Source organism: Klebsiella sp. DY2415 (assembly GCF_026314315.1).
Taxonomy (GTDB): Bacteria; Pseudomonadota; Gammaproteobacteria; order Enterobacterales; family Enterobacteriaceae; genus Klebsiella; species Klebsiella ornithinolytica.
Map to the genome: position 1 here is coordinate 5,183,802 of NZ_CP111115.1, position 25,244 is coordinate 5,209,045.

At 53.9% G+C, this 25,244-nt stretch carries 23 protein-coding genes; 8 read left to right on the plus strand and 15 right to left on the minus strand.

Features of this window, described 5'->3' with window-relative positions; all coding sequences use genetic code 11:
* Positions 1-187: 187 nt before the first annotated feature.
* Positions 188-1,501, minus strand: coding sequence for a glutamate/aspartate:proton symporter GltP (gene gltP, locus OQV00_RS24570; protein ID WP_004856537.1), 1,314 nt, complete (start codon positions 1,499-1,501; stop codon positions 188-190).
* 411 nt (positions 1,502-1,912) lie between these two features.
* Here gltP and acs point away from each other — a divergent pair, with 411 nt between their 5' ends.
* From acs to actP, 3 genes are all read left to right on the plus strand, one after another.
* The gene (gene acs / locus OQV00_RS24575) at positions 1,913-3,871 is read left to right on the plus strand and encodes an acetate--CoA ligase (protein ID WP_064357656.1); all 1,959 of its coding nucleotides are present in this window, start codon (positions 1,913-1,915) and stop codon (positions 3,869-3,871) included.
* A 183-nt stretch (positions 3,872-4,054) separates the two neighbouring features.
* Positions 4,055-4,369 carry a DUF485 domain-containing protein gene (locus OQV00_RS24580; RefSeq protein ID WP_004856533.1) on the plus strand — a complete coding sequence of 105 codons (315 nt, stop codon included), beginning with the start codon at positions 4,055-4,057 and terminating at the stop codon, positions 4,367-4,369.
* Entirely contained in the window at positions 4,366-6,015 is a 1,650-nt protein-coding gene (gene actP / locus OQV00_RS24585) for a cation/acetate symporter ActP (RefSeq protein WP_004856532.1), read from the plus strand. Before OQV00_RS24580 ends, actP begins: the two co-directional genes overlap by 4 nt.
* Before the next feature lie 33 nt (positions 6,016-6,048).
* Here the strand turns inward: actP and OQV00_RS24590 are convergent, their stop codons facing one another.
* Positions 6,049-6,738 carry an LrgB family protein gene (locus OQV00_RS24590; protein ID WP_004856530.1) on the minus strand — a complete coding sequence of 230 codons (690 nt, stop codon included), beginning with the start codon at positions 6,736-6,738 and terminating at the stop codon, positions 6,049-6,051.
* Complete coding sequence (locus OQV00_RS24595; RefSeq protein ID WP_004856528.1) at positions 6,731-7,141, minus strand: CidA/LrgA family protein; 411 nt, start codon at positions 7,139-7,141, stop codon at positions 6,731-6,733. Before OQV00_RS24595 ends, OQV00_RS24590 begins: the two co-directional genes overlap by 8 nt.
* Before the next feature lie 103 nt (positions 7,142-7,244).
* Between OQV00_RS24595 and OQV00_RS24600 the strand changes: the two genes are divergently transcribed.
* Positions 7,245-8,126 carry a LysR family transcriptional regulator gene (locus OQV00_RS24600; RefSeq protein WP_004856526.1) on the plus strand — a complete coding sequence of 294 codons (882 nt, stop codon included), beginning with the start codon at positions 7,245-7,247 and terminating at the stop codon, positions 8,124-8,126.
* A 99-nt stretch (positions 8,127-8,225) separates the two neighbouring features.
* On the opposite strand, the gene OQV00_RS24605 is transcribed toward OQV00_RS24600, so the two are convergent.
* From OQV00_RS24605 to soxR, 4 genes are all read right to left on the minus strand, one after another.
* Positions 8,226-9,872: a Na+/H+ antiporter gene (locus tag OQV00_RS24605; protein ID WP_004856523.1), complete on the minus strand. Its 1,647-nt coding sequence runs from the start codon at positions 9,870-9,872 to the stop codon at positions 8,226-8,228.
* 273 nt (positions 9,873-10,145) lie between these two features.
* A complete protein-coding gene (locus OQV00_RS24610; RefSeq protein ID WP_004856522.1) occupies positions 10,146-11,495 on the minus strand; it encodes an NCS2 family permease in 1,350 nt (449 codons plus the stop codon).
* Positions 11,496-11,886: 391 nt separating this feature from the next.
* A complete protein-coding gene (locus OQV00_RS24615) occupies positions 11,887-12,552 on the minus strand; it encodes a glutathione S-transferase family protein (RefSeq protein ID WP_064359436.1) in 666 nt (221 codons plus the stop codon).
* Between the two features lie 257 nt (positions 12,553-12,809).
* Positions 12,810-13,271, minus strand: a complete 462-nt coding sequence (gene soxR / locus OQV00_RS24620; RefSeq protein ID WP_004856518.1) for a redox-sensitive transcriptional activator SoxR — start codon at positions 13,269-13,271, stop codon at positions 12,810-12,812.
* An 85-nt stretch (positions 13,272-13,356) separates the two neighbouring features.
* Here soxR and soxS point away from each other — a divergent pair, with 85 nt between their 5' ends.
* Positions 13,357-13,686: a superoxide response transcriptional regulator SoxS gene (soxS, locus tag OQV00_RS24625; RefSeq protein ID WP_004856516.1), complete on the plus strand. Its 330-nt coding sequence runs from the start codon at positions 13,357-13,359 to the stop codon at positions 13,684-13,686.
* 4 nt (positions 13,687-13,690) lie between these two features.
* Here soxS and OQV00_RS24630 read toward each other — a convergent pair whose 3' ends face one another.
* Entirely contained in the window at positions 13,691-15,274 is a 1,584-nt protein-coding gene (locus OQV00_RS24630; RefSeq protein WP_266279567.1) for an EAL domain-containing protein, read from the minus strand.
* Between the two features lie 533 nt (positions 15,275-15,807).
* Here OQV00_RS24630 and OQV00_RS24635 point away from each other — a divergent pair.
* A complete protein-coding gene (locus OQV00_RS24635; RefSeq protein ID WP_004856511.1) occupies positions 15,808-16,089 on the plus strand; it encodes a YjcB family protein in 282 nt (93 codons plus the stop codon).
* Between the two features lie 46 nt (positions 16,090-16,135).
* On the opposite strand, the gene OQV00_RS24640 is transcribed toward OQV00_RS24635, so the two are convergent.
* The 6 genes from OQV00_RS24640 to OQV00_RS24665 all read right to left on the minus strand — a co-directional run bounded on the left by OQV00_RS24640 (position 16,136) and on the right by OQV00_RS24665 (position 23,055).
* A complete protein-coding gene (locus tag OQV00_RS24640) occupies positions 16,136-16,834 on the minus strand; it encodes a fimbrial biogenesis chaperone (RefSeq protein ID WP_004856509.1) in 699 nt (232 codons plus the stop codon).
* Positions 16,803-18,446, minus strand: coding sequence for a fimbrial adhesin EcpD (gene ecpD, locus OQV00_RS24645; protein ID WP_004856507.1), 1,644 nt, complete (start codon positions 18,444-18,446; stop codon positions 16,803-16,805). Before ecpD ends, OQV00_RS24640 begins: the two co-directional genes overlap by 32 nt.
* Positions 18,436-20,967, minus strand: coding sequence for a fimbrial biogenesis outer membrane usher protein (locus tag OQV00_RS24650; protein WP_004856505.1), 2,532 nt, complete (start codon positions 20,965-20,967; stop codon positions 18,436-18,438). Before OQV00_RS24650 ends, ecpD begins: the two co-directional genes overlap by 11 nt.
* Before the next feature lie 24 nt (positions 20,968-20,991).
* Complete coding sequence (locus OQV00_RS24655; RefSeq protein ID WP_004856504.1) at positions 20,992-21,660, minus strand: EcpB family pilus assembly chaperone; 669 nt, start codon at positions 21,658-21,660, stop codon at positions 20,992-20,994.
* Positions 21,661-21,719: 59 nt separating this feature from the next.
* Positions 21,720-22,304 carry a common pilus major fimbrillin subunit EcpA gene (gene ecpA, locus OQV00_RS24660; RefSeq protein ID WP_004856503.1) on the minus strand — a complete coding sequence of 195 codons (585 nt, stop codon included), beginning with the start codon at positions 22,302-22,304 and terminating at the stop codon, positions 21,720-21,722.
* 175 nt (positions 22,305-22,479) lie between these two features.
* Positions 22,480-23,055 carry a LuxR C-terminal-related transcriptional regulator gene (locus OQV00_RS24665; RefSeq protein WP_004856502.1) on the minus strand — a complete coding sequence of 192 codons (576 nt, stop codon included), beginning with the start codon at positions 23,053-23,055 and terminating at the stop codon, positions 22,480-22,482.
* A gap of 441 nt (positions 23,056-23,496) precedes the next feature.
* On the opposite strand from OQV00_RS24665, the gene OQV00_RS24670 reads away from it, so the two are divergent.
* Both OQV00_RS24670 and OQV00_RS24675 read left to right on the plus strand, forming a co-directional pair.
* The gene (locus OQV00_RS24670; protein ID WP_015585358.1) at positions 23,497-24,351 is read left to right on the plus strand and encodes a winged helix-turn-helix domain-containing protein; all 855 of its coding nucleotides are present in this window, start codon (positions 23,497-23,499) and stop codon (positions 24,349-24,351) included.
* A gap of 6 nt (positions 24,352-24,357) precedes the next feature.
* On the plus strand, positions 24,358-24,840 hold the full coding sequence (locus tag OQV00_RS24675) for a hypothetical protein (RefSeq protein ID WP_224050099.1): 483 nt from the start codon (positions 24,358-24,360) through the stop codon (positions 24,838-24,840).
* Positions 24,841-24,851: 11 nt separating this feature from the next.
* On the opposite strand, the gene iraM is transcribed toward OQV00_RS24675, so the two are convergent.
* Entirely contained in the window at positions 24,852-25,202 is a 351-nt protein-coding gene (iraM, locus tag OQV00_RS24680) for an anti-adapter protein IraM (protein WP_004856494.1), read from the minus strand.
* Positions 25,203-25,244: the final 42 nt, after the last annotated feature.

A 25,244-nucleotide genomic window follows, 5' to 3' on the forward strand; every position in this document is an offset into this window, starting at 1 on the left:
TAAACCTGTTGGAACCCGGTGCCCGCGTTTTGCCGGGTGGCGGCTGACGCCTGACCCGGCCTACAACACCCGCAGTCTCAACACTTGCACACGCTCTGTCGGCCCGCGCAAGCGCAGCGCCGCCGGGCAATTTAAGCACGCTTTGTCAACACGCTGAGCCCGACGCGGTCGCGCCGGGCTTTGCATTTTATTGCGCCGTTTTATCAAATTTGCCCAGCACTTCACGCTCATAGGCCAGCGCTTTCTTGCGGTCAAACTTGTGCTCCCACTTGGCAATCACCAGCACCGCCAGCGCATTGCCCACCACGTTCAGCGCGGTACGCGCCATATCGAGGATACGGTCAACGCCGGCAATAAAGGCCAGCCCTTCCAGCGGAATCCCTACGCTCCCCAGCGTCGCCAGCAGCACCACGAAGGAGACGCCCGGCACGCCGGCAATCCCTTTCGAAGTTACCATCAGCGTCAGTACCAGGGTGATTTCCTGCCACAGCGACAGGTCAATACCGTACAGCTGGGCAATAAAGATCGCCGCGATACTCTGATACAGCGTTGAGCCATCGAGGTTAAACGAGTAGCCGGTCGGCACGACAAAGCTGGTAATAGAAGCCGGTGCGCCATAGGCTTCCATCTTCTCAATAATACGCGGTAGTACGCTCTCGGAGCTGGCGGTGGAGTAGGCCAGAATCAGCTCGTCTTTCAGAATACGGATCAGAATCCAGATACTTAATCCGCATACCCGCGCCACGATCCCCAGCACCACCAGCGCGAAGAACAGAATCGCGAAGTAGACCAGGATAACCAGTTTGGCCAGCGGCCACAGCGAGGCGAAGCCAAAAGTGGCAACAGTCACCGAAATCAGCGCAAACACCCCGACCGGCGCATAGCGCATCACCATGTGGGTCACTTTGAACATGGTTTCGGAAATGGAGCGGAAAACGGTCACCAGCGGTTCACGATGGGTCGCCGGCAGCGAAGAGAGTCCCAGACCGAACAGTACCGAGAAGAAGATAATCGGCAGCATATCGCCTTTCGCCATCGACGCGACAATGTTGGTCGGCACCAGTGACAGTATCGTTCCCATCAGGCCGTGAGCGTGGCTTTGCACCTCTGCCGTTGTACTTTGATATTTCGAAATATCCACCGCGGCCAGCTGCGACATATCAATGCCGCTACCCGGCTGGAAGACGTTGGCCAGGGTAATCCCCAGCACGATCGCCACGGTGGTGATCACTTCAAAATAGATAATGGTTTTCGCGCCGATTCGGCCCAGCTGCTTCGCGTCGCCAACGCCGGCAATCCCGACAACCAGCGTCGAGATAACAATCGGAACGACGATCATCTTGATCAGGTGGATAAAGATATCACCCGCCGGCGTCAGGAAATTCGCAATTAACCAATCACGACCGTCGGCATGGTAATGCAGATAGCTGCCCAGCAGAATACCCAGCACCAGGGCCAGCAAAATCTGCCAGGCCAGGCTGACTTTTGTTTTTTTCTTCACTACTGACTTCCTCAATGAGAGGCACCATTCCCGGAAGTCATGATGCCCACTGAAAGGGATATGAATTGTGTTGCGTTGCTCTATGGGGTTTTTTAACGCGCGGTATCAGTATCATCTGCACGGCATGCTACGCAAGCGTTTAAGAACAGGGCTTTTCTCTGGGTTTCTGCATAAATTCGCTAACTTTCCCCACTTCCGTTGCATAAGTATCTGTTATAAAAAAAATTTCATAGCTTCCATTTCTATAAATACATTTCTGAAATTATTTCACTTCAAAGTTTCATTTGATTGATTTTCATTCAGTTGAATCAATGCGTGATCTGTCCCCCAAATAGCAAACAAAGCCGTGAAAGACCCTACTCTTAACGTTTACTTGACATATATTTAACAACCTACAGGAGAAAAAAAGCCATGAGCCAAATACATAAGCACTCTATTCCCGCTAACATTGCGGACAGCTGCCTGATTAACCCGGAACAGTACAAGGCGCAGTATCACCAGTCTGTCACCGACCCGGATGCGTTCTGGGGTGAGCAAGGCAAAATCCTTGACTGGATGCGGCCCTATACGCGCGTGAAGAACACCTCATTCGCTCCGGGCAACGTCTCTATTAAATGGTATGAAGACGGCACGCTGAATCTTGCCGCTAACTGCCTCGATCGCCACCTGGCCGAACGCGGCGACCAGACCGCGATTATCTGGGAAGGCGACGACGCCAGCCAGAGCAAACACATCACTTATCGCGAGCTCCATCACGACGTCTGCCGCTTTGCTAACGTCCTGCTCGACCTCGGCATTAAAAAGGGCGATGTCGTCGCTATCTATATGCCAATGGTGCCGGAAGCCGCCGTCGCCATGCTGGCCTGCGCCCGTATCGGCGCGATTCACTCGGTGATCTTCGGCGGTTTTTCTCCCGAAGCGGTTGCCGGACGTATCATTGACTCGAACTCGCGTCTGGTCATTACTTCCGATGAAGGGCTGCGCGCCGGACGCGCAATTCCGTTGAAGAAGAACGTCGACGACGCGTTAAAAAATCCGAACGTGAAAAGCATCGAGCACGTGGTTGTGCTTAAACGCACCGGCGGCAAAATCGACTGGCAGGAAGGACGCGACCTGTGGTGGAGCGACCTGATTGCGCAAGCCAGCGACCAGCACCAGCCGGAAGAGATGAATGCGGAAGACCCGCTGTTCATCCTCTATACCTCCGGTTCAACCGGTAAGCCCAAAGGGGTGCTGCACACCACCGGCGGCTACCTGGTCTATGCCGCCGCCACCTTCAAATATGTCTTCGACTACCATCCGGGCGACATCTACTGGTGTACTGCCGACGTAGGCTGGGTGACCGGCCACAGCTATCTGCTGTACGGCCCGCTGGCCTGCGGCGCCACCACGCTGATGTTTGAAGGGGTGCCGAACTGGCCGACGCCGGCGCGGATGTGTCAGGTCGTCGATAAGCACAAGGTCAATATTCTCTACACCGCGCCGACGGCGATCCGTGCGCTGATGGCGGAAGGCGATAAGGCCATCGAAGGCACCGATCGCTCTTCTCTGCGTATTCTGGGCTCGGTCGGCGAGCCGATTAACCCGGAAGCCTGGGAGTGGTACTGGAAGAAGATTGGCAACGAGAAATGTCCGGTGATGGATACCTGGTGGCAAACTGAAACCGGTGGCTTCATGATTACTCCGCTGCCGGGCGCCATTGAGCTGAAAGCGGGTTCCGCCACGCGTCCGTTCTTCGGCGTGCAGCCGGTGCTGGTCGACAATGAAGGCACTCCGCTGGAGGGCGCGACCGAAGGTAACCTGGCCATCGCCGACTCCTGGCCGGGACAGGCGCGAACCCTGTTCGGCGACCACGAGCGCTTTGAACAGACCTACTTCTCCACCTTCAAAAATATGTATTTCAGCGGCGACGGCGCTCGTCGCGATGAAGATGGCTACTTCTGGATCACCGGCCGCGTGGACGACGTTCTGAACGTATCTGGCCATCGTCTGGGGACCGCAGAGATCGAATCGGCGCTGGTATCGCATCCGAAAATCGCCGAAGCGGCCGTGGTCGGTATTCCGCATAACATCAAAGGTCAGGCGATTTACGCTTACGTCACGCTCAATCACGGTGAAGAGCCGACGCCGGAGCTGTATGCGGAGGTGCGCAACTGGGTACGCAAAGAGATTGGCCCGCTGGCCACGCCGGACGTGCTCCACTGGACCGATTCATTACCGAAAACCCGCTCGGGCAAGATCATGCGTCGTATCCTGCGCAAGATTGCCGCGGGCGATACCAGCAACCTCGGCGATACGTCAACACTGGCGGATCCGGGCGTCGTGGAAAAACTGCTCGAAGAGAAGCAGGCTATTGCGATGCCGTCGTAAACGGACTCATTCCCTACACCCTCTCCCCGTCAGGGGAGAGGACATAAATCATACGCCCTAAGGATTCCACGTAGCAGGACAGCAGGAAGCACCCTCTCTTCCCGACAGCACATTGCCGGGCGGATAAGTGCTGCCGACGGTCAGCGCGCGGATGACAAAAAGGGTACCTCTGGAGACGCTGTAATGAATGAGCAACTTTGTCAGCGGATAGAAGATAGTGCGCATTTCAGGGAGTTAGTTGCAACCCGGCAAAGGTTTGCCGCCATCCTGTCACTGATTATGTTGGTGATCTACGTGGGCTTTATTCTACTCATCGCTTTCGCCCCTGGCTGGCTGGGCACGCCGCTGCATGCCGGCACCAGCGTCACCCGAGGCATCCCGATCGGCATCGGCGTTATCGTTATCTCTTTTGTCCTCACCGGGATTTATGTCTGGCGGGCTAACGGAGACTTTGACCGTCTGACCAAAAGCGTTATCAACGAGGTGCACGCATCATGAAGAAAGTCCTGACGGCGATTGCCGCCACGCTCCCTTTTACCGCGAGTGCCGCTGACGCCATCACCGGCGCGGTACAACGCCAGCCGACGAACTGGCAGGCGATCGTCATGTTCCTGATCTTTGTCGCCCTGACGCTGTATATCACCTACTGGGCGTCAAAACGCGTTCGCTCACGCAGCGATTACTATACCGCGGGCGGAAATATCACCGGCTTTCAGAACGGGCTGGCGATTGCCGGCGACTTTATGTCGGCCGCCTCTTTCCTCGGTATTTCCGCGCTGGTCTACACCTCCGGCTACGACGGGCTGATTTACTCCCTCGGTTTCCTGGTCGGCTGGCCGATAATTCTGTTCCTGATCGCCGAGCGCCTGCGTAACCTCGGGCGCTACACCTTCGCTGACGTCGCCTCCTATCGCCTTAAGCAGGGGCCGATTCGTACCCTCTCCGCCTGCGGTTCGCTGGTGGTGGTGGCGCTGTATTTGATTGCTCAGATGGTCGGCGCAGGCAAGCTGATTCAGCTGCTGTTCGGCCTGAACTACCACGTCGCGGTGGTACTGGTCGGCGTGCTGATGGTGCTCTACGTCCTCTTCGGCGGCATGCTCGCCACCACCTGGGTGCAGATTATCAAGGCCGTCCTGCTGCTGTGCGGCGCCAGCTTTATGGCCTTCATGGTCATGAAGCACGTCGGCTTCAGCTTCAACAACCTGTTCAGTGAAGCGATGGCGGTGCATCCGAAAGGGGCGGCGATTATGAGCCCAGGCGGACTGGTGAAAGACCCGATATCGGCGCTGTCGCTCGGTCTCGGTCTGATGTTCGGTACCGCCGGTCTGCCGCACATTCTGATGCGTTTCTTCACCGTGAGCGATGCGAAAGAAGCGCGTAAGAGCGTGTTCTACGCCACCGGGTTTATGGGCTACTTCTATATCCTGACCTTTATCATCGGCTTCGGCGCGATCATGCTGGTGGGCGCAAATCCCGCGTTCAAAGATTCCGCGGGCGTGCTGATCGGCGGCAATAATATGGCGGCGGTACACCTGGCCGATGCGGTAGGCGGCAACCTGTTCCTCGGCTTTATTTCAGCGGTCGCCTTCGCCACTATTCTGGCGGTGGTCGCCGGCTTGACGCTGGCGGGCGCATCGGCGGTTTCTCACGACCTGTATGCTAACGTCTTCCGCAAAGGCGCCAGCGAGCGCGATGAGCTGCGGGTTTCGAAAATCACCGTTCTGGTGCTGGGCGTCGTGGCGATTCTGCTGGGGATTTTGTTTGAAAATCAGAACATCGCCTTCATGGTGGGTCTGGCCTTCTCCATCGCCGCCAGCTGTAACTTCCCGATCATACTGCTGTCGATGTACTGGTCGAAGCTGACCACTCGCGGGGCCATGGTGGGCGGCTGGCTTGGGCTGCTGACCGCCGTGATTCTGATGATCCTTGGCCCGACGATTTGGGTCCAGATCCTCGGCCACGAAAAGGCGATATTCCCGTATGAGTATCCGGCGCTGTTCTCTATCGCTATCGCCTTTATCGGTATCTGGATTTTCTCCGCCACCGACAACTCGGCGGAAGGGATGCGCGAGCGCGAGCAGTTCCGCGCTCAGTTTATCCGTTCGCAAACCGGGATCGGTATCGAACGCGGCCAGGCGCACTAACCTGACCCTCCCCGGCCGCCCGGCCGGGGAACATTAAAACATCAGCAGGCGCACCAGCGGTGCCGCCAGTACCATCACCACGCCAGACAACATCATCACCAGGCTAGCCACCACCCCTTCCTGCGGCCCCAGCTCATATGAACGGGCGGTGCCTGCGCCGTGCGAGGCGGCGCCAAACCCAGCGCCTTTTGCCATCCCTTCACGAATGGCGAGCCGCATAAACAGCGCATCGCCCACCGCCATGCCAAACACGCCGGTGATCACCACAAACAGCGCCACCAGCTCCGGCTGACCGCCGATCGGTTTTGCCGCGGCCAGCGCAAACGGCGTCGTGATCGAACGCACCGCCAGGCTACGCTGAATCTCATCCGGCAGCGTAAACAGTCGCGCCAGCCACACGGAGCTGGTCACCGCGACCACCACTGCCGTCGTCACCCCTGCGGTCAGCGACATCCAGTGCCGTTTAATGACCGCGAGGTTGTCATATACCGGGACGGCAAACGCGATAGTTGCAGGCCCCAACAGCCATAACAACCAGTGGGCCTCGCCCATATAGTTCTGATAGGAAATGTGGCCAAACACCAGAATCAGCACCAGCAGTATCGGGGTAAACACCAGCGGCATCAGCGGCAGCCTGTGGAAGCGGCGATACAGGCGCTTATTGGCGAAATAGAGTGCCAGCGTCACAACCAGGCACAGGACGCTCAGTTGAAAATCACTCATGCTTCATCCGGCTGACTTCATAGCGATACACTTTATCCACCACCCATGCCGTAGCCCCCAGCACCATCAGGGTACTCAGCGCAATCACCAGCATGATCCGCCAGCCATCGACCATCAGCAGCTGGGTATAGTTGACCACCGCCACCACTGCCGGAACAAAGAACAGCAGCATTTCCGCCAGCAGCCAGCGCGCGCCCGCCCGCACCCATTTTAGCGGGATAACCCGACAGACAATCAGCGCCAATAGCATCAACATACCGACCAGGTTCGCCGGCAGCGGTAGATGCAGCCAGTTAACCAAATATTCAGCGCAAACGAACAATCCGGCATAAATCAGCACCTGAACCGGGACCTGGAGGCGCTGTACAACGAAGGGGGTCACACGAGCTGGCGCGAAGGCCATGAGCGAAATTCCTGAAAAAGAAGCGAGGTGTGCAGTATAGAGAGCCGCCTGAGCGGACAGAAATGAATTAAAATCATCACAGGTATAGTCTCTGGGAATAATTATGGATATCCGAACGCTGCGCTATTTTGTCGAAGTGGTGCGTCAGCAGAGTTTTACGCGCGCCGCGGAAAAACTTTTCGTCACACAGCCCACGATCAGCAAAATGCTCAAAAATCTGGAAGATGAGCTGAACTGCACCCTGTTGATTCGCGATGGCCGCCGGCTCCTGTTGACCGATACCGGTCGGGTTGTTTTTGAGCGTGGGCAGGCGATTCTGGGGGAATTTCATCAGCTGGAATCGGAGCTGAGCGATATTAATCACCTGCACAAAGGGATCCTGAGACTGGGGATTCCGCCGATGGTCGGGATGCTGATGGCAGAACCGATCGGCCTGTTTCGCCAGCGCTACCCGGGCGTGGAGCTGAAAATTGCTGAGTTCGGCGGGCTGACGGTTCAGCAGGCGGTGAGCAACGGCGAACTGGATCTCGCCATGACGGCGCTGCCGGTAGACGAAGACAGCGGCCTGAGCACGCTGCCGCTCTTCAACCATCCGCTGTGCGTGCTGACGCCGAGAACCGAGGCGTGGGAAAACGTTCAGTCACTCTCGCCGGAAGCCCTCGCCGCCCATCCCCTGGTCATTTATAACGAAGATTTCGCGCTGAGCCGGCAGCTGATGGCGCTGTTTACCTGTCATGATGTGAAGCCCCGCATCGCGGTGCGCAGCGGACAGTGGGACTTCCTCGCGGCCATGGTGCAGGCGGGCATCGGCGTGGCCATACTGCCGCAACCGATCTGCGAACGTCTCGACGCGCAGAATTTTTGCTGGATACCGCTGCAGAGTGAGTTGCACTGGGAACTGGGGATGATCTGGCGGGAAGGCGTTTATCTGTCGCACAGCGCGCAGGCGTGGCTGGAATGCAGTAAGGCGTTCTGGCTGGAGTGAGTGCCCGGAGGCGGCGCGTTGCGCCTGGCCGGGCGACAAAACAGTCATACTGAATTCATCGCCCGGCCAGCGTAGCGCCGCCGGGGAAGCGGTACGCTGCTACTGATCTTCGATTAGCAGCGCTTCCAGCAGGTCAAGGTCGTGGAGCAGCTTCTGCAGCGTTTCATTGCTGATCTGCCGGGTCGCACGAAGATGATACAGCTCTCCGCGTTCTGAACGCAGCGCCGCCAGGCGGAACCGACGCTCAAGCTGCTCTTCGAGGATGGAGGTTTCGACATCGTTGCGTCCGTCGACGCGGCGGCGCAGATTACCAATCACCCGCGAACTGACCTCGGTCAGCAGCTGGTTATCAATATTCTCTTTGGTGTCAGCCGCCAGACGCTCCTCCATTTTCTGAATCGCGACAATCGCCACATCTGCCGTCGCCGCGCGCGCCAGCCGCTCTTCTTTACGCTGCTGAACATGGTCGCTCGACTCAATGTGGCGGAGCAAAATCGGTAGCGCAATCACCCCGACAAACAGCGAGAACAGAATCACCCCGGCGGCCAAAAAGATCAGCTCATAGCGGGCCGGGAAGACGTTACCGTCAGGCAGCAGCAGCGGAATCGACAGCACACCGGCGAGGGTTATCGCCCCGCGTACCCCGGCAACGGAGGAGATCAGCAGTTCACGAGTGGTCCACGAGCCAAATTCCATCGGTTTCCTCTTCAGGAAACGCTGGCTTAATTTGCGCATCGTCCACAGCCAGCCAAAACGCACCAGCATCAGCGCGGCGTAGATCAGGATAATGTCGGTAAACAGCATCCAGGTTTCAACATTAGGATCCGCTTCCGCCGCCACCAGCGACGTTGACAGAATGTCCGGCAGCTGCAGACCCAACAGCAGGAAGACCATGCCGTTAAAGACAAATTCCAGCATCGCCCAGGTACTGTTCGCACGCAGACGCATGGCCAGCGGCGCGGTGCGCATCACGCCGGAACGGGTGATGGTCATCCCCGCCGCCACCGCCGCCAGGATCCCGGATACACCGATATGTTCCGCGATCAGGTAGGAGGCAAACGGCAGCAGGAACAGCAGAACAATCTGCGTCGCCGGCTCGTCGCCGCCCCAGCGGCTGAGGAAGCGCATCGAACGACCATACAGCCAGCTCACGACAAACCCGGCGAGGATACCGCCGATGGCGACCTTGAGGAACTCGACCGTGGCACCGCCGACGGTAAAGACCATCGTGCCCATCGCCACGGCGACGGCAAACTTCAGCGAGACCAGGCCGGAGGCATCGTTCATCAACGCCTCGCCCTGCAAAATTCCCATAATTTTTTTCGGAATGCGCCCTTCGCCCACGATACCTGACAGCGCCACGGCATCGGTCGGTGACAGCACCGCCGCCAGGGCAAAGGCGGGAATCAGCGGAATACCCGGCACGATCCAGTAAATGAGGAAGCCAATACCTACCACCGTCACCAGCACCAGCGCCAGCGCCAGCCCGAGGATTTCTCGTCCGTGCTCAATAAATTCACGGGTCGGCGTCTTCCAGCCGTCGGCAAAAAGCAGCGGCGGGATAAACAGGACCAGGAACAGCTCGGGGTCGAATTCAACATGCAAACCAAACGTCGGCCACGCCAACAGCGCGCCAATGGCGATTTGCATCAGTGGTAGTGGAACCTGAAAGGGCAGTACGCGTGTAACCACCCCGGAGAGAGAGACCACGAGGGTCATAATGAGTATGGTGAAGAATATTTCCATGTGTTCCCTGTTTGCTGGGTTTTCTTATTTTATACCCTCAATAATTCGAGTTGCAGGCAGGCGGCGACGCAGGGAATCCCCAGGAGCTTACTGAAGTAAGTGGCTGGGGTGAGCGAGGACAGCCAACGCTCATGCAACTTGAAGTATGACGGGTATACACCGGAGGCGTCATGTCTCTGGATAATACGCTACTCAGATTAACGCAAAAGGAAACAGGATGTGGCTTAAAAATAAAACGGGCGGCCTGAGCCGCCCGCTATTCGCAAGAAAAGCTTAAATAGCCCACCCACCGGCGTAGAAGATCACCAGCGCGGCCGCGATGATAACGGTTCCCAGATTCAGCTTGCGCCACTCGCCGGACACCAGACGGCCAATGACCAGGGCGGCAAAGCCGATCATGATGCCGGTTACGATGTTACAGGTCAGCACAATAAAGACCGCGGTGATAAGCCCGGCCATCGCATCGACGAAATCATTAAAATCGATTTTCGCCACGTTGCTCAGCATCAGCAAACCGACATACATCAGCGCTGGCGCCGTGGCATACGCAGGTACCAGATAAGAGAGCGGGGAGAGGAACAGAATCAGCAGGAACAGCACGCCAACGGTCACCGCGGTGAGGCCGGTTTTGCCGCCCGCCGCAGTACCTGCCGCGGATTCGATATACACTGCCGCCGGCGCCGCCCCGACCACGCCGGAGAAGACGCTGCTCAGGGAGTCGGTGGTCAAGGCTTTACCGCCGTTGATAATCTGCCCGTCTTTATCCAGCAGGTTTGCCTGCCCCGCCACGGCGCGAATAGTGCCGGTGGCATCAAATACCGCCGTCATCACCAGCGCCAGAACGCTTGGAAGAACTACCGGGTTCAGCGCGCCGATGATATCGAGGCTGCCAATCAGCGAGTTGCCTTTGTCGTCGCTCAGCGACGGCATCGCGAAAATACCGGAGAAATGAACGCTCGGGTCAAAAATCAGCCCGACGATCGAAATGCCGATAATGGTCAGCAGAATACCGCCCGGCACTTTCATTTTTTCGAGACCAATAATCACCGCCAGCCCCACCAGCGACATAATCACCGGGAAGCTGTTGAAGTGACCCAGCGCCACCGGCAGACCGTCCAGCGGGTTTTTAATCACCAGGCCCACGCCGTTGGCGGCGATCAGCAGCAGAAACAGGCCGATACCTATCCCGGTGCCGTGCGCAACGCCCTGCGGTAAATTGCGCAGGATCCAGCTACGAATACCGGTGGCGGAGATAATGGTAAACAGCACGCCCATCAGGAACACGGCGCCCAGCGCAACCGGAATACTGATGTGCTGCCCCAGCACCAGGCTGAAGGCGGTGAACGCGGTCAGCGAAATAGCACAGCCGATGGCCAGCGGCAGGTTTGCCCACAGCCCCATCACCAGAGAGCCTACGCCGGCGACCAGACAAGTGGAGACGAACACGGCTGCCGGAGGAAACCCGGCTTTACCCAACATGCCCGGGACAACAATGACCGAGTACACCATCGCCAGGAAGGTGGTTAAACCGGCAACAATCTCCTGACGAACGGAGCTGCCACGAGCTGAAATTTTAAACCAGGCGTCTAATGAACCGCCGGTACGCGCTGAAGGCGTAGACATAGAAAACTTCCCCTGAAAAATTTAATCGTTCGTCCGTATGCGTGGTGGACCATCCACTGCCAGCTAAACGCGATCTCCTTGTGCGACCTCGCAGCGCCAGGGGGGCTGCAAAAAAGCAAACGTTTAACTCCGCGCATACAATAACGGTGGTCAGAATGTCTTTGCTCCCCCCAGAACAGGGATAAATAGCGAGCAAAATACAAAGGCAAACGATTATCCAGCCTTTAGACGGGCCTTTTCAACTGAAGTTTGTGTTAATTCGCTAAATTTTGCTTATGGCGTTCATGAAATAACCAGCCGATGCGCAAACGTTGTCGTCTATGCGCAATCCGGTAACATTTTTGTATTGCGCTGATAGCAATTCACCGCGGTCATCACAAAAATCACTACCTCATTCCGGCAGGGTGAACGGGCCGCCGCGTTCAATCGCTTTCTGCCAGGCCGGACGCTGCTCTATACGCTGCACCCACTGTCCGATCCGCGGCAGATCCTTGATGCCGCCGCGCGCCAGCAGCGCCATGACCGGAAAGCTCATCTGGATATCGGCCATGCTGAGCTGCGCGCCGGCAAACCACGGCTGACGGGAGAGATGATCCTCAATATAGCGAGCGTGCGTGGCGATTTGCCGGTCCAGCCAGGCCTTCTGTACCCCTTTGCCCAGGGCATTGCCCAGCGTGCGCATCCCGAGCGGAATGGGCGGTTTACCGAGGCTGGCAAACACCAGTTTCATCAACATCAGCGGCATCAGTGAACCCTCGGCATAGTGCAGCCAGAAACGGTATTGCAGCTTATCCGCCATCGCCTGCGGTCTGAACCGTTGGTCGCTATCGTAGGTTTCCTGCAGGTACTCCAGGATGGCGCCCGATTCCGCCAGCACGTAGCCGTTATCTTCCACCACCGGGGATTTTCCGAGCGGGTGGATCTGCTTTAACGCCGGCGGCGCCAGCATATTTTTTTCCCGCTGGTAGCTGACAATGCGATAAGGCAACTGGAGTTCTTCAAGCGCCCACAGCACGCGCTGGGATCGCGATTGATTGAGATGATGTACCGTCAGCATGGAGGTTCTCCCGTAATTCGTTCAAATTAACTATAGGAACTGACGGCGATTGGCGGAAAAATTTCGCCGAAATAAACGGGTGAAAAAGCCGGGCTGTGCCACAATTAAATTGTCGGCGCAATCCGGAACCTCCATCAACATCTTGCGCAATACCGAGGTGAGCCGACGTCGGGGGAAACCCTCCTGCGAACGACCAGGATAGTATTAAAGACAAAGACCGGAAAACAACTAAAGCGCCCTGTTGTGGCGCTTTAGTTTTATACGTCATCCTCCAGCAGCCGCGCGCCGGTCCCCTCTTCACCCAGCTTATCTCCCGGGTTGCGCAGCGGGCAGTCGCGTCGCGACAGACAGCCGCAGCCGATACAGCCATCCAGCTGGTCGCGCAGCGCGGTCAGGGTATGAATACGCCGATCAAGCTCCTCCCGCCACTGCGATGAGAGCTGTTTCCACTCCTTCGCGCTGAGGTTATGCCCTTCCGGCAACACGCCGAACGCATCACCAATGGTCGACAGCGGAATGCCGATTCGTTGGGCAATCTTGATGATTGCCACTGCGCGCAGCACATCGCGGCGATAGCGCCGCTGATTACCGGCATTACGCTGGCTGTGAATTAACCCTTTGCTTTCATAGAAATGCAGGGCGGAGACGGCAACACCGGTACGCTTTGCCACCTCGCCGGGGGTCAACAGCATTTTAATACGGGGGGATTTCTTTTCCATAAAAGCGCTTTACCTCAAGTTAACTTGAGGAATTATACTCGCCCGCAGACAAAACGACGAATCGAGAATTGAGAGAGGCCGCTTTATGTCCCATCAGGATATTATCCAAACGCTTATTGAATGGATTGATGAACATATCGATCAACCACTTAACATTGATGTAGTCGCCAGAAAATCCGGGTATTCAAAATGGTACCTCCAGCGGATGTTCCGCGCCGTGATGCATCAAACGCTGGGCGATTACATCCGCCAGCGCCGGCTGTTGCTGGCCGCAGAGGCGCTTCGGACAACCCAGCGACCGATCTTTGATATTGCGATGGATCTGGGCTATGTGTCGCAGCAGACGTTCTCACGGGTATTCCGTCGGGAGTTCGATCGTACCCCCAGCGATTATCGTCATCAAATTTCCGCCTGAGCGTTCACATGCAAGGGCTGAGCAGCCCGGGAGCGTTGGCCAGCCACTGCCTGAACTCCTGTGGCGGCATCGCTTTCGCAAAGTGCCAGCCCTGACAATACCGGACCCCGCGTTTTCGCAGCCAGTTAACCTGGTCCGCCGTTTCGACGCCTTCGGCAACGGTCTTTAAATGCAGGCTGCGGGCCATTTCAATAATATGCTCGGCGATCGTGTAGCTGGTGCTATTGGTAGTGAGCGTATCGATAAACGATTTATCGATCTTCAGGATATCCACGTTAAGCGAGTGGAGATTATACAGATTGGAATAGCCGGTGCCGAAGTCATCAATGGCAATTTCATACCCGGCTTCGCGGAATGCCTGGATGACCGGCATCGTTTTCTGCACGTCAATAAATCCGCGCTCGGTGACTTCAATTTTAATTTGATCGATATTCACCGCATAGCTCCGCGCCTTTTCACCGATTTGGGCAATGAGCCGCGAAGAGTGGAAATCGGTGGCCGACAGGTTAATCGCAATATACAGATGCCGATGCCCGGCCAAAAACTCCCCGAGTTCGGAAAATAACTCATCCACCACGTAATCGGTAACCTGCGCAATCATCCCTTCATTTTCCGCCAAAGGGATAAACTCCGCCGGCGTCATCACCGGCCCGTCAAATCCCGGCCAGCGCAGCAGCGCTTCGGCTCCGACGCAGCGGTTGTTTTCGATATCGATTATCGGCTGATAATGCAGGCACAGCTGACGCCGATTGAGCGCGCGTTGCAGCATATTTCGCGGCGAATGGTATTGCTGCCGGGTGCGCCACCACACCAGTAAGATCAAAATGCTGCAAATCCCCCCCAGCGGCAGGGTGAGCGTCACCTGATCATAAAAGCTCTGGTAATAACTGGCGTATGAGGTAGACATAATCACGGCGATCGGGCGGATGGCGGAATGAGCCACGGTGTACACCCGGTTACCGTGCCGAAAAAAGGCATCTTCCTGACGAATCAGACCATGCAGTACCGCGGGGTCGGCATTTTTACTGGTGGAAAAAAACTGATTCGTTTTTGTATCGTACAAACCGTAGGATAAATCTTTATCACTCGATATTAACGAACTGTAGGAGAGCGGATTAATAACCGCAATGTAGTGCCCTCGCTGCATATAGTTCATCGCAAAACCGGGATAGAAAGGCGTATCGCGATAGTAGTAGATAGCGATATCCGGCTTTTTTGTATAATTCGCCGGCGGAATACGCCATGCGGTATCGGGGCGGACAGCAGTCGAGCAAAACAAACGCGTACCGTCGGCATAAATTAAATCATCGACATAAAGCAGGCTGCGAACAACCGACAACATATATTGCTGATGTGCGAAAGAGCATATTGTCCCCTTAAACTGCAAGGCTTTTTCACGCGCGCGATCGGCTTCATAAACAACCATTTCCGTTTTCTGTAGCGCCAGTTGTGAAAATGCATGAAGCCGGTCGGAGGTTTCGGCTTTGGCTCTGATTTGCGCAAACCACAGCGCCAGCACGACGGGGAGCAGAACCACCAGCGTCACTCCCAATATTCTCAACACGTTGTGCAATGTGCGACGATTCATTTCCGTTTTTTATCCATACGATATGCCTTATCACGGTAAAAGATCACACTCGTTGTTATACAACAGAGACTATTTTCAGCAACCAGTCGTTTGATGTAAAAACCCCACCCTCAATAATGATGAATAATACTAATTTCGCAGAGAATCGAGAAACACTCTCGGCATTATAAAAACAGTGTCGTTCGCTGATTCGGTTTATCCGTCCGATCGGCAAGAATATGTAATAAAAGCCGTAGATAACGAGCACAAAAAAAGAAACCGGACGCCGCGAAAATCAGGTTGCCTGTTTGAGGTCGCGGTAAAATGCCCCCACCCTCATTATCCACAATAAAAGCACGGCTTTAAAAACCACCAAAAACGCGCATTTTGGGCTGGTGAATAAAACAGCAAATGTGATATAGTTCACACAACTTGATGAAACAAGAACAATGTTTCATTATTCTCCTGATTGCCCGTAGATAGCCAGAGCGCCACGTCATCGTCAGTCTCGCCAGGTTGTCAAAGGCAGCCGATTTTCTTTGAGGATGAGGTTGATGGCTTCCATAACTACCAGTGTCATACTTTTGCGCTGGCCGCTGGTGAGCGCGGTTCTGATGTTTTTGGCCAGCTCGATGAACATTCAGCTACGCAAAAGTGACTATGCCGGTTTAGCCGTTATTTGTAGCTGCATCGGCCTGGTGGCGGCCTGCTGGTTCGCCACCGGCTTGTTGGGGATCACGCTGCTGGATATCGCGAAAATCTGGGGCAATATCAAAGACGTCATGATCGAAGTCATGAGTCAGACGCCCCCCCAATGGCCGATGGTCATGACCTGATAATAAAAAGCTTCCTGCGGGAGGCTTTTTTATTTATCGGCAAAGCCTACTCGCAATCCTTTGATATTTTAATAAATTTATCATTATAGATAATGTATTTATTCCCAGGCTGGCGCAGCGCCGCCTGGCGAACCACATCTCCTGGCCGTAAGTACCAGGCCTCACCCTCTTCTTCGGTTGCATCGCATCCCGGCTTGATCAGCAGTTTAAACCAGGTATTGCCGCTGTTGCTGACGCTTCCCGCCTGCCGATCGAAGGCCCATTTGAACTGCACCTGCCGCGGGCGTACCACCATAATAGTTTCCATCACCACCACCGGATCAATACCTACCGATCCACCGGCCGCAGTACGGCCAATGCGGTTTCGGGTGGGAATTTCGCGAAACGAAACCCGGTAATAACGTTCACGATTATCCTGCGGGCCATGATAATAAAATTTAAAATATTCCCCTTGCCCGGCCTGCAAAGTGAGCTGACGCGGGGCAAAGAGCAGTTCGCCATCTGCCGGACGAGAGCGAACCTCATTACCTCCCGGCCGGTCTATCCCGACGACGGAAATCTGATAGAGCCGCGCGCTCGGGTTGTTATTCAGTACCCGTTTGGCGACAAAGCTCTCCTCTGCGCCCAGCGAAAAGGTTAAATTACCGACGGAAATCGCCAGGCCCGCCGTTGGTAGGCCCAGGAGCAGCAACCACGCGACGGTCTGGAGCAGGTTAATTAATATTGCGCCATGTCGCCTGAACATGAATCTCTCCTGAAGCACTCACTTCACCAAACCAGCCATCGTCATCTACCGTTCTCAACGAAATACTGTCGTTCATCGGGATGGAAAATTTCACCGTCGTCTTGTTCATCACGCCAATATCGCCGGAAGCATCTGTCCACGGCGTCGTCAGCCACAGCGCATCCGTCATATCGCGCCAGCTGTCATCACAGCCGGCATCATAATTTTTGGTCGTTCCGGTCTGGGTGGTAAACGTCAGCAGCCCGGGGAAAGGCACCTTTGTCACCCCGTCCGCAGAACTGAACAGGCAATATGAACGCCCGGCGATCGACTGCGACGGGCCGGTCACTTTGATCAGGACTTCATCGGCGGCGGTTTTTCCGCTGGTGGTGACGATATAACCAAAATCCAGTGACGGCTGCCCCGCCCCGACATACCCTTCGCGCGACGGCGAACTGCTGTACTCATCGGAAATAATGCTGATGCTGAAATCACGCGGTTTGATAATCAGCGAGTTGGAGGTAGAAAACTCATACCAGCCGGACTCCGGCGAAGTGGTGTTCTGGAAGCGGAAATTAAACAGATCCTTGGTATTAATATCACTGATACCCAGCGCCACCATCTGCTTAAAGAAGTTGCTGGAAAAGAAGATGTAGACCGAATCCGAGGATTTCATCTCGTTAAACGTATAGTAGTAGGCATTGCTGCTGACCGGTTTCCAGCTGTTACCATCGAGGCTGAACTGCATATCATAGATATTCACCGCCGAGGTCAGCGACGTGTTGTTAATCGCCGGGAAAATATGAATCGAAGTGTTGCTCAGCCCATTATGCTGTAACGCATAGTTGACCATCTTGCAGCTCAGACCGCTACGGGTACCAATCGTCTGCGCGCGACAGTTCGAGCTGCCCTCGCCCAGCGTCGGGATCCCATCGCTATTGATAAAGACTTCGGTCAGAGAATGGGTGTTAATCAGCTTTAAGTTTGCCGCTTTAGTATGGGTCACTTTACGCACGTACCAGGCGCCGGAGGCCTGATCTTTGCAGCGCGCTCCGCTGCTTGCATCGTAGGAGACGGAAGTCTGGCAGGCGTTGATCGTCATCGACATGCTGCCGCCTACCGGCATCTGCTGCAGATACTGGTAGAAAGCGTCCGACATCATGCCGTGCATCCATTTTTGTCCACCGGAGGTCACCGTCACACCGTAAAAGCCGTTCGCATCGGTGACCTGAGGCAAAATCAGACTGGTCGCCATATCGCAACCGGCGTACCAGTTGATGCAGCGCAGCCCGCTCAGGGGATTCGACACCGGCGAGTTTTCCAGCCACATGTCAAACTTCCAGTTGGCATTCAGCCCGGTGTTATAGCCGTTATCGATATAGCCCAGACTCTGCTGGTAGATAGTGCCGCTACCGGTATATTTCAGCCCGGTCCAACGACTGGCGCCGGTCATGCGCGGATCCAGCACGCCGCCCGGCGTGGCGAAAAAGTTATCATCGGAGTTGTTTTCCACAAAAACAAACTGCACCGCTGCCGCGTCTGCCCAGGTTGTTTTCGTTACCGCCGCCTCTGCCCGCACCGCGCACAGCGCGACGATAAACAGGCTTACCAACGGGAACCACTTAGCTTTCATGACCTTCTCCTGCCTGCTGCGCGCTGGCGTAAGTTTTCAGACCCGTGCAGACGACATCGCCGACCCACACCGCCCCGCGCGCCTGACTTATCTCAAGCCCGACTTCACAGCTTTGGTTATTGCCGTAGGTGAAATCGATGGTGGGGTATTTTTTATCCACGTCCATAACGAATCCTCCGGTGTTATCGGTACGGGTCCGGCCAATATGGTTATTGATGTGTGCATTGGCCAGCAGCGTTCCATCTTCGGCGCGGATGCGCCCGGAAACGGTCACCATCTGTTTCACTTCCGGCTCGATCACCGCCACGTTGCCCGGGTAGAGCGTCAGACTGCTCTTGCGGTTGCTGACAATGTCGTAGCTGTCGATTGAGTTCTTACTGTTTTGCAGCTCGACTTCGTAACGGCTGTACGGCGAAAGCGGCAGATAATTGCGTTTGCCGGTCAGCTGGATGACCCGTCCGTTGACCCTGGCGCTCAGCTTGCCGTCATCATCGAGATCGGTGTTAAAAATCACGCCGGCGTTGCCATCGGTGCGTCCGCTGGCGGCAATATTTCGCCCCTGCCAGCCGACGCTACCGCTGGCGGTCAGGTTGGTATTCACATAGCCGTCAGCGCCGCTGTTAATATTGAGGGTGCCATTGGCATAGCGGGTATCGAACTGGGCATAGCCGCCGCCGCTCAGCGTTTTGTCATCGCCGGTATCACCGGAGATCGCCCGCGAAATATTGGCTCCAAGGGTACGTACCACGCCCTCATCAAACTGTTTACGGGCGGAAAGGTTTGCCATCGTATAGCCGTTCTGGTGGGTCATACCGGCGCTGAACCAGTTCCCCAGGGGGAGTGAGAAGTCGAGCGCGATATATTTCCCGGTACTGCTACTGCTACCGCCGCCGCCATTATTGAAGCGCTGAATACCGGCACGCAGGCCCAGCGAACCGAAGGCCCCGCTAAAGAGAGTCTGATAATAATCCGCCGTGTAGTAATGGCTGTTGTAGCGACGGTCATCGTTGTAGCTAATGCTAAAGGTCCCCAGCTTTGACCACAGCGGGTTCAGGTTAAGGGTTCCGCCAATCGCCCGGTTGTCGGCATCGCTGCGCCGCAACCTGTCGCCAATAATGGTTTTTTCCTGGTTAACCCAGACGGTGCTAAAACCGCCGGGCAACGCGGCGCTGATGCTGCCAATGCTGCTCCAGGAGCTATCGCTGGCCAGCATATTTTGCAGGTTAACGTTGACAGACTCCGTCAGTGGTACGGTCAGACGCGTCTCGGCGACGGCATTGCTATCATAACCGTAGCCGGTTGCCGCCCAGCTGAGCGTGCCCACGGAGCCGGATGTCGACGCCCCTGCCAGCCAGCTCTCTTTTGCCGGTTTGCTCTTCTTGCCGCTCTCTGACCAGCGATCCATATGGAAGCTGCCGCCCCACACCTGCCAGGCCAGAGGTGCGCCCGCTCCGCGCCCGCGACTGAAGAGTTTATTCACCCGCTGAGTACGCTTGCTGACCACCCGGCCATTGACGATCACCTCAACGTCCACATCATAAATGCCGTATGGCAGGCCCCGGGTGTCCACTTCGTGGTTACCCATCACGAAGTTCTGTACGCTCAGCAGACGCCCGTCGCGCGACAAATGCACTTCACCCGCGGCAGGCAAGAAAGCCACGATCGGCGTGACCGATTGTGAATTATCAAACACCGTTGAGCTGGCCTGGTTTCCCCAGGATGCGCCGTAGATTTTCCCGGCAGAAATGGCGGTCATCGGTCCAAGCGACTGTAAATTCCACGTATCCAGCATCCCGCCGGCAAAGCGATGCCCGGCGAAATCACGCTCATACATGGCCTTATAAATTTCGCTATCCTGATTGCTGGTTCCGGTGCCGTAGAGCGACCCGTCCAACACAATATGGTGCTCGCGCAGGGAGCTGACGCTGTTTAACGACAGATAGCTGGACGTACTGTTGCCCGCGTTACGCATCTGGTTGTTATAGACGCCGAGGTTATAGTTCAGACTGCTGCTGATGCTGTTAACGCTGGACTGGCCGATATCTTCACTGCGCGAGCGCAGGACGGTTCCCAGCGCTTCTCGTTTCACGACCAGTTGCAGCAGCAGTTGCCGCAGGCTGAGCTGCAGCTGCGCATCGCGGGTGAGCGCGATGTGTAAATCGCTGTTGAAGGGTTCATTCGCCAGTTCAGTCAGCGTTTTTCGGGTTTGTTCGCTCACGCTGGCGTTGTCACCGCGCTCTTCCAGCTGAATATGACGGACGCGAAGCGTGCCGGCATCCAGCCAGATAAACGCACTGCCAAGCCGCTGGTCGTCCTGCGTCCCCGCACTGCCTTCCAGGTGAAGAAACAGTGGAATACTCATTCCATCCTGTAGCGCCTGGCTGAATGCCTGGGGAATCACCACGCCGCCAATTTGCTGCACCTGCTGCGGAGCAGCATTCACACTAAGCGGAAGAGTAAAAATGGCCATACCACAGGCAATGAGCGTTTTCAGCTCAGGTGAAATCCGTCGTAAAGGCATAACCTGATTCCGTCAGCACAATTGTTATTTTACGGGAACAAACTGCTCGCCTTGCCAGAGTGCGACCCGCCCTTTTTTATCGGCAACATTCACGCGGGTGAAACGGCGCTCTTTGCCGGGCATGAGGTAATAGTTTTCTTTGCATTCTTTGCCATCTGCGGGCTTCAGGCAGGGGCCGTAAGCCAGGATACGTAGCGTGGCATTGCCGGTATTCACCAGCGTTCCGTTGGCATACTGATAGCGGTAATCCGCCTTGCGTGGGGCAACGACCAGGATGGTGCCGATACGGGCCGATGCGGTAGCAACCGCACTGCGCCTGGCACTATCGCGCTGCGCATCGCTCAACGCCTGATCGAACCAGACGATGCGGTAGTAGCGCTCTTTACTATCCGCCGGGCCTTTGTAGAAAAAGCGAATGACATCACGACTCTTCGCGGGCAGTAGCAGGCTGGCGGGTGTCAGCAGCACTTCATCCTGAGTGTCCATCGGAATCACGCTGCCGCCTTCAAGCGGTGAGGAAAGACGTTCAACATGGATATTGATTAAACGTCCACTCTCGGTGGTATTTTTAATCTCTTTACTGAGCACGCTGGCGTCGCTGTTCATAAATGAAGAAATATCGCCAACATCCAGTGCCAGGGCCGGCATGATGGCGCAAAAATACAGGCTGATAGCCAGAATGCGGTTTTTCATATGAATTCGGTCCGTGGAAGAAAGCAGGGGGAATCCCCCCTGCTCGTGCTACAGAGAAATCAGCTGGTCCAGGTCGCGTCGAACTGGACGCTGACGTCACCGCTCCAGATCCCTTCCGGCAGCGTGCTGTAATCGTTGACTGCATTCGTACCATCGGCGGTGCCGCTGATGATTGAGAAGTTGAAACCATCCTGTGCAGTAGCGCGGCCAGCCTGGTTGTAACCGTTAGACAGCGCGCTAAGGTTGCCGCCCAGAACGCCATTCGCCGTATCGATCATGACGGTATCAGCCGCTTTTTCGACAGCAACGCCGTTATAATCCACACCGACATTCAGCGTCGAACCGGAGGTATCCAGCTGAGTCAGGGTGTTGGTAATCAGACGGGAGGTCAGTTTAAATGCTGTCGCAGTCGCATCCCCTTCAATCGCAACATCGAACAGACCTTTCTGGGTGTTAAAGCCTTTAATTCCTTCTGCATACTGGAAAGCCAGGCTACCCAGAGGTGTCACAACCAGTTTGCTGGTGGTGTCTTTTTTTGCCGTTGCCGACCAGGTTGCGACGGCCTGAGCCGTAACGTCTGCTGCCTGAACAGCGCCCACACAGAAAGTCGTCACAAGAGCTGCTGCTAACATTTTCAATTTCATATTCATCACCTGAGAAAAATAAAAGGCTTTATATCGCCCGTGCTGTTCCATAGTTATTTATGGAGCCATTACCCTTAAGAACAGGATGTTCTTAAATGCAAAAATTGAATACAATCGATAAAACTTAATAGATTTCCGTGAAAATAAAACGCAATAACACTGCAGTAATACAACATTAAATAAGAATCATGTCGGTCCCTGATGCCGGCAAGATAAAACGCATTAAGGCAAGCATGGTAATGTTGTTGTTATTCAACAAGCCGACCTTATTGCTGGTATTACTTTTATGTAAACTCACTGTCTTGATACTCAGACCAAGTGTTTTAGAAATGTCATTAATTAAGTTACCAATAATCAGCAATGACATAATCTTCTCTTCACGAACCGTGAGGTTTCTTTTTCTGACTTTAAACTTCTTCAGCTTAAGGATGCTTTCAACCGTTTTAACGCTCGCATCAGCAGACAGAAAGCAGATATTGTTGATGTCAGAAACATCAGTGACAAATTTGGCATCTGGAGCCACAATCACTTTCGCCGGACTGTTCATCAAATAATACTGATACGAGCAAAGCATTTTATCTATCTGTGCAAAATGGATAATGACGTAATCATCGGCGCTCAGTGCCTGGCACTGCTGGTGCGCATACTCATTATCAATGTTATCGACCCAGGTGATGTTGCACTCATCGTCAGCCATGCTGACCAGACCCTGCATATAGAAATAATTATCTGTTACGATCAATACAGCCATGATAACAGAACCTCCATTCCATTGAGCCTGTTGACCCCATCCGTCGGCAGACGCCAACATCCATGATGACGTTGGCCCCTGCTTTTTTACTTTTCTTTTATGAAAGGTGACAAAACATCACTATTATTTTTGTTACGGTAGCACCGCCACATTTCATACACAAATAGTAAGCTTAATAAGCAAAATTTATTACTCATAAAGTTATGAAGGGCAAAAAAATCACATCTGTTGAGCATTTGTTAAAACTCAAGCCATTGATAAATATCAGAATAGTTAGTAAATTTAACAAATAAAAAGCAATTCAGAAAAACTCTCACCCGGGGATTAAGATTATTCTTAGTTATGAGTGAATGTCAGGTTTACTCTTTGGTGCTAGTATCGCGGCATCAAACCCCAGATAAATGACACAGTGGTAACTATTCTCACAATAAGAAATCATATATGGCTACTATTTACGTTATCGAGAACACGCTGCGATTTAACTCAGAAGCGCATACTCTCCATTCCATAAAAAGTAATGAACGCATGGCCCTGGCAATACCCGCAAGCCTTTGCTTTGATTTGTTAATAAGAAATCAGGGACGAATTGTCACCCAGGCAGAGCTGCTGCAAAATGCGTGGGGAGAAAGAGGGATGAGTGTTACGCCAAATACTCTATATCAAAACATCTCTTTGCTGCGTAAATCTTTAAATCGCTTCAATGTGAATGGCACACTTATTCAAACAATCCCTAAACGGGGTTTCATGATTGCGGATGAAGCGAATATCCGGATTGAGGCTCCCGGGACCCCTGCGGAGAAGGCTAATGATATCGCCGCTGCAGAAATAAATCAGATAAACAGAGCGGTGACGGAAGGACATGGCGCTCATGATGAAGGGAGCCAGCAACTTCACGCCGACCCACCGACGGCGCAAGACAAAGGTGACGTCCTGTCGAGGACAATCATCGGGGCCGTGAGAAAAAGAAAGACAGGATGTCTTGTCGCCGGTATTACAAGTTTGTTGATTATTCTGTTGCATATCTTCATTAATCAGTCAGCAACAACCGATTCACCTTTCGCGTCGTATACACTGATCACGACAATCAATAGCTGCAAGATTTTCAGAAACGATGACCTAAGATTTGATGAGTACTATATTAATTTTCTCAAAGAGCATAATATCAGCTGCTCAAATGGACGGACTATTTATATAACGAATCATTACCCATCGAGCAGGACATCACTGATCTCCTGTCGATATCCAATAAAATCTAATAAAAAATCATTCTGTACCTCATTTTATTACTTAAAATAACACAACATGAAAACACGAAAGATAAATAAAGCTCTTGCATATACAGTCATTATTATCACAATAAGCCTTGCTTTTTATTACATCAGCTCATCTGATGACGGTGAAAGCATTAACTGCACGTCCGCTTTTTCAATAGTTAATGATGGTAAAGAATTTGCTTTCTCTGTCACTTTCTTTGCCAGCGATGGTGATGGATTAATTACATTCACCGGTAGCTCAGGAAATTCAATGGATAATATCAGCATCAGAAAATATATAACCTATGTAAAAAATAAAAATAACATTTATATTTTCAGAAGTAGCGACACGAATATTCGCTCGAATGCCACTGCGCTTCCTGAAAAATTCGATGAGATTCTACCGCCGTTCTTTACGGAGATCAGAAAAGAAGATCGGTTCATTATCAAAATATTAAAGATAAAACATGACTCATGGGTCTTTATGTCAACAAACACCCCTTATTTTATTTGTGAAAATACAAATAGTTAGCATGGGTTTCGTTAGCACAACGCGTGGTGCTTGAAACTGCCAGGGCAACGTTTAATCGCACAATGCGGCTGATAACAGCAACCCTCTATCGTGGTAGCCCCGAAATCATAGGGGCAGGATGGCCTTTCCCTTAAGGCTTCCCATTGTGCATGGCTGTAGGTTGAAATATTATAGACCTTAATATAATGATATTTTCCATTAACTAATACTTTCGAGGAATACAGTTTCATGGATTCCCCGGGAAGCAACAGAATATCGGCTTCATACCATATGATAAATTTTAAAAAGCGCAATCTCGAGATGCTTGAAAATGCCACACCAGAATGTGGGCAGATAATTGTATTCTGAATTGTCCATTTCATGTCGCGTCCTTGTGCTTTCCGGGAAATAGCCACGTAGATAGT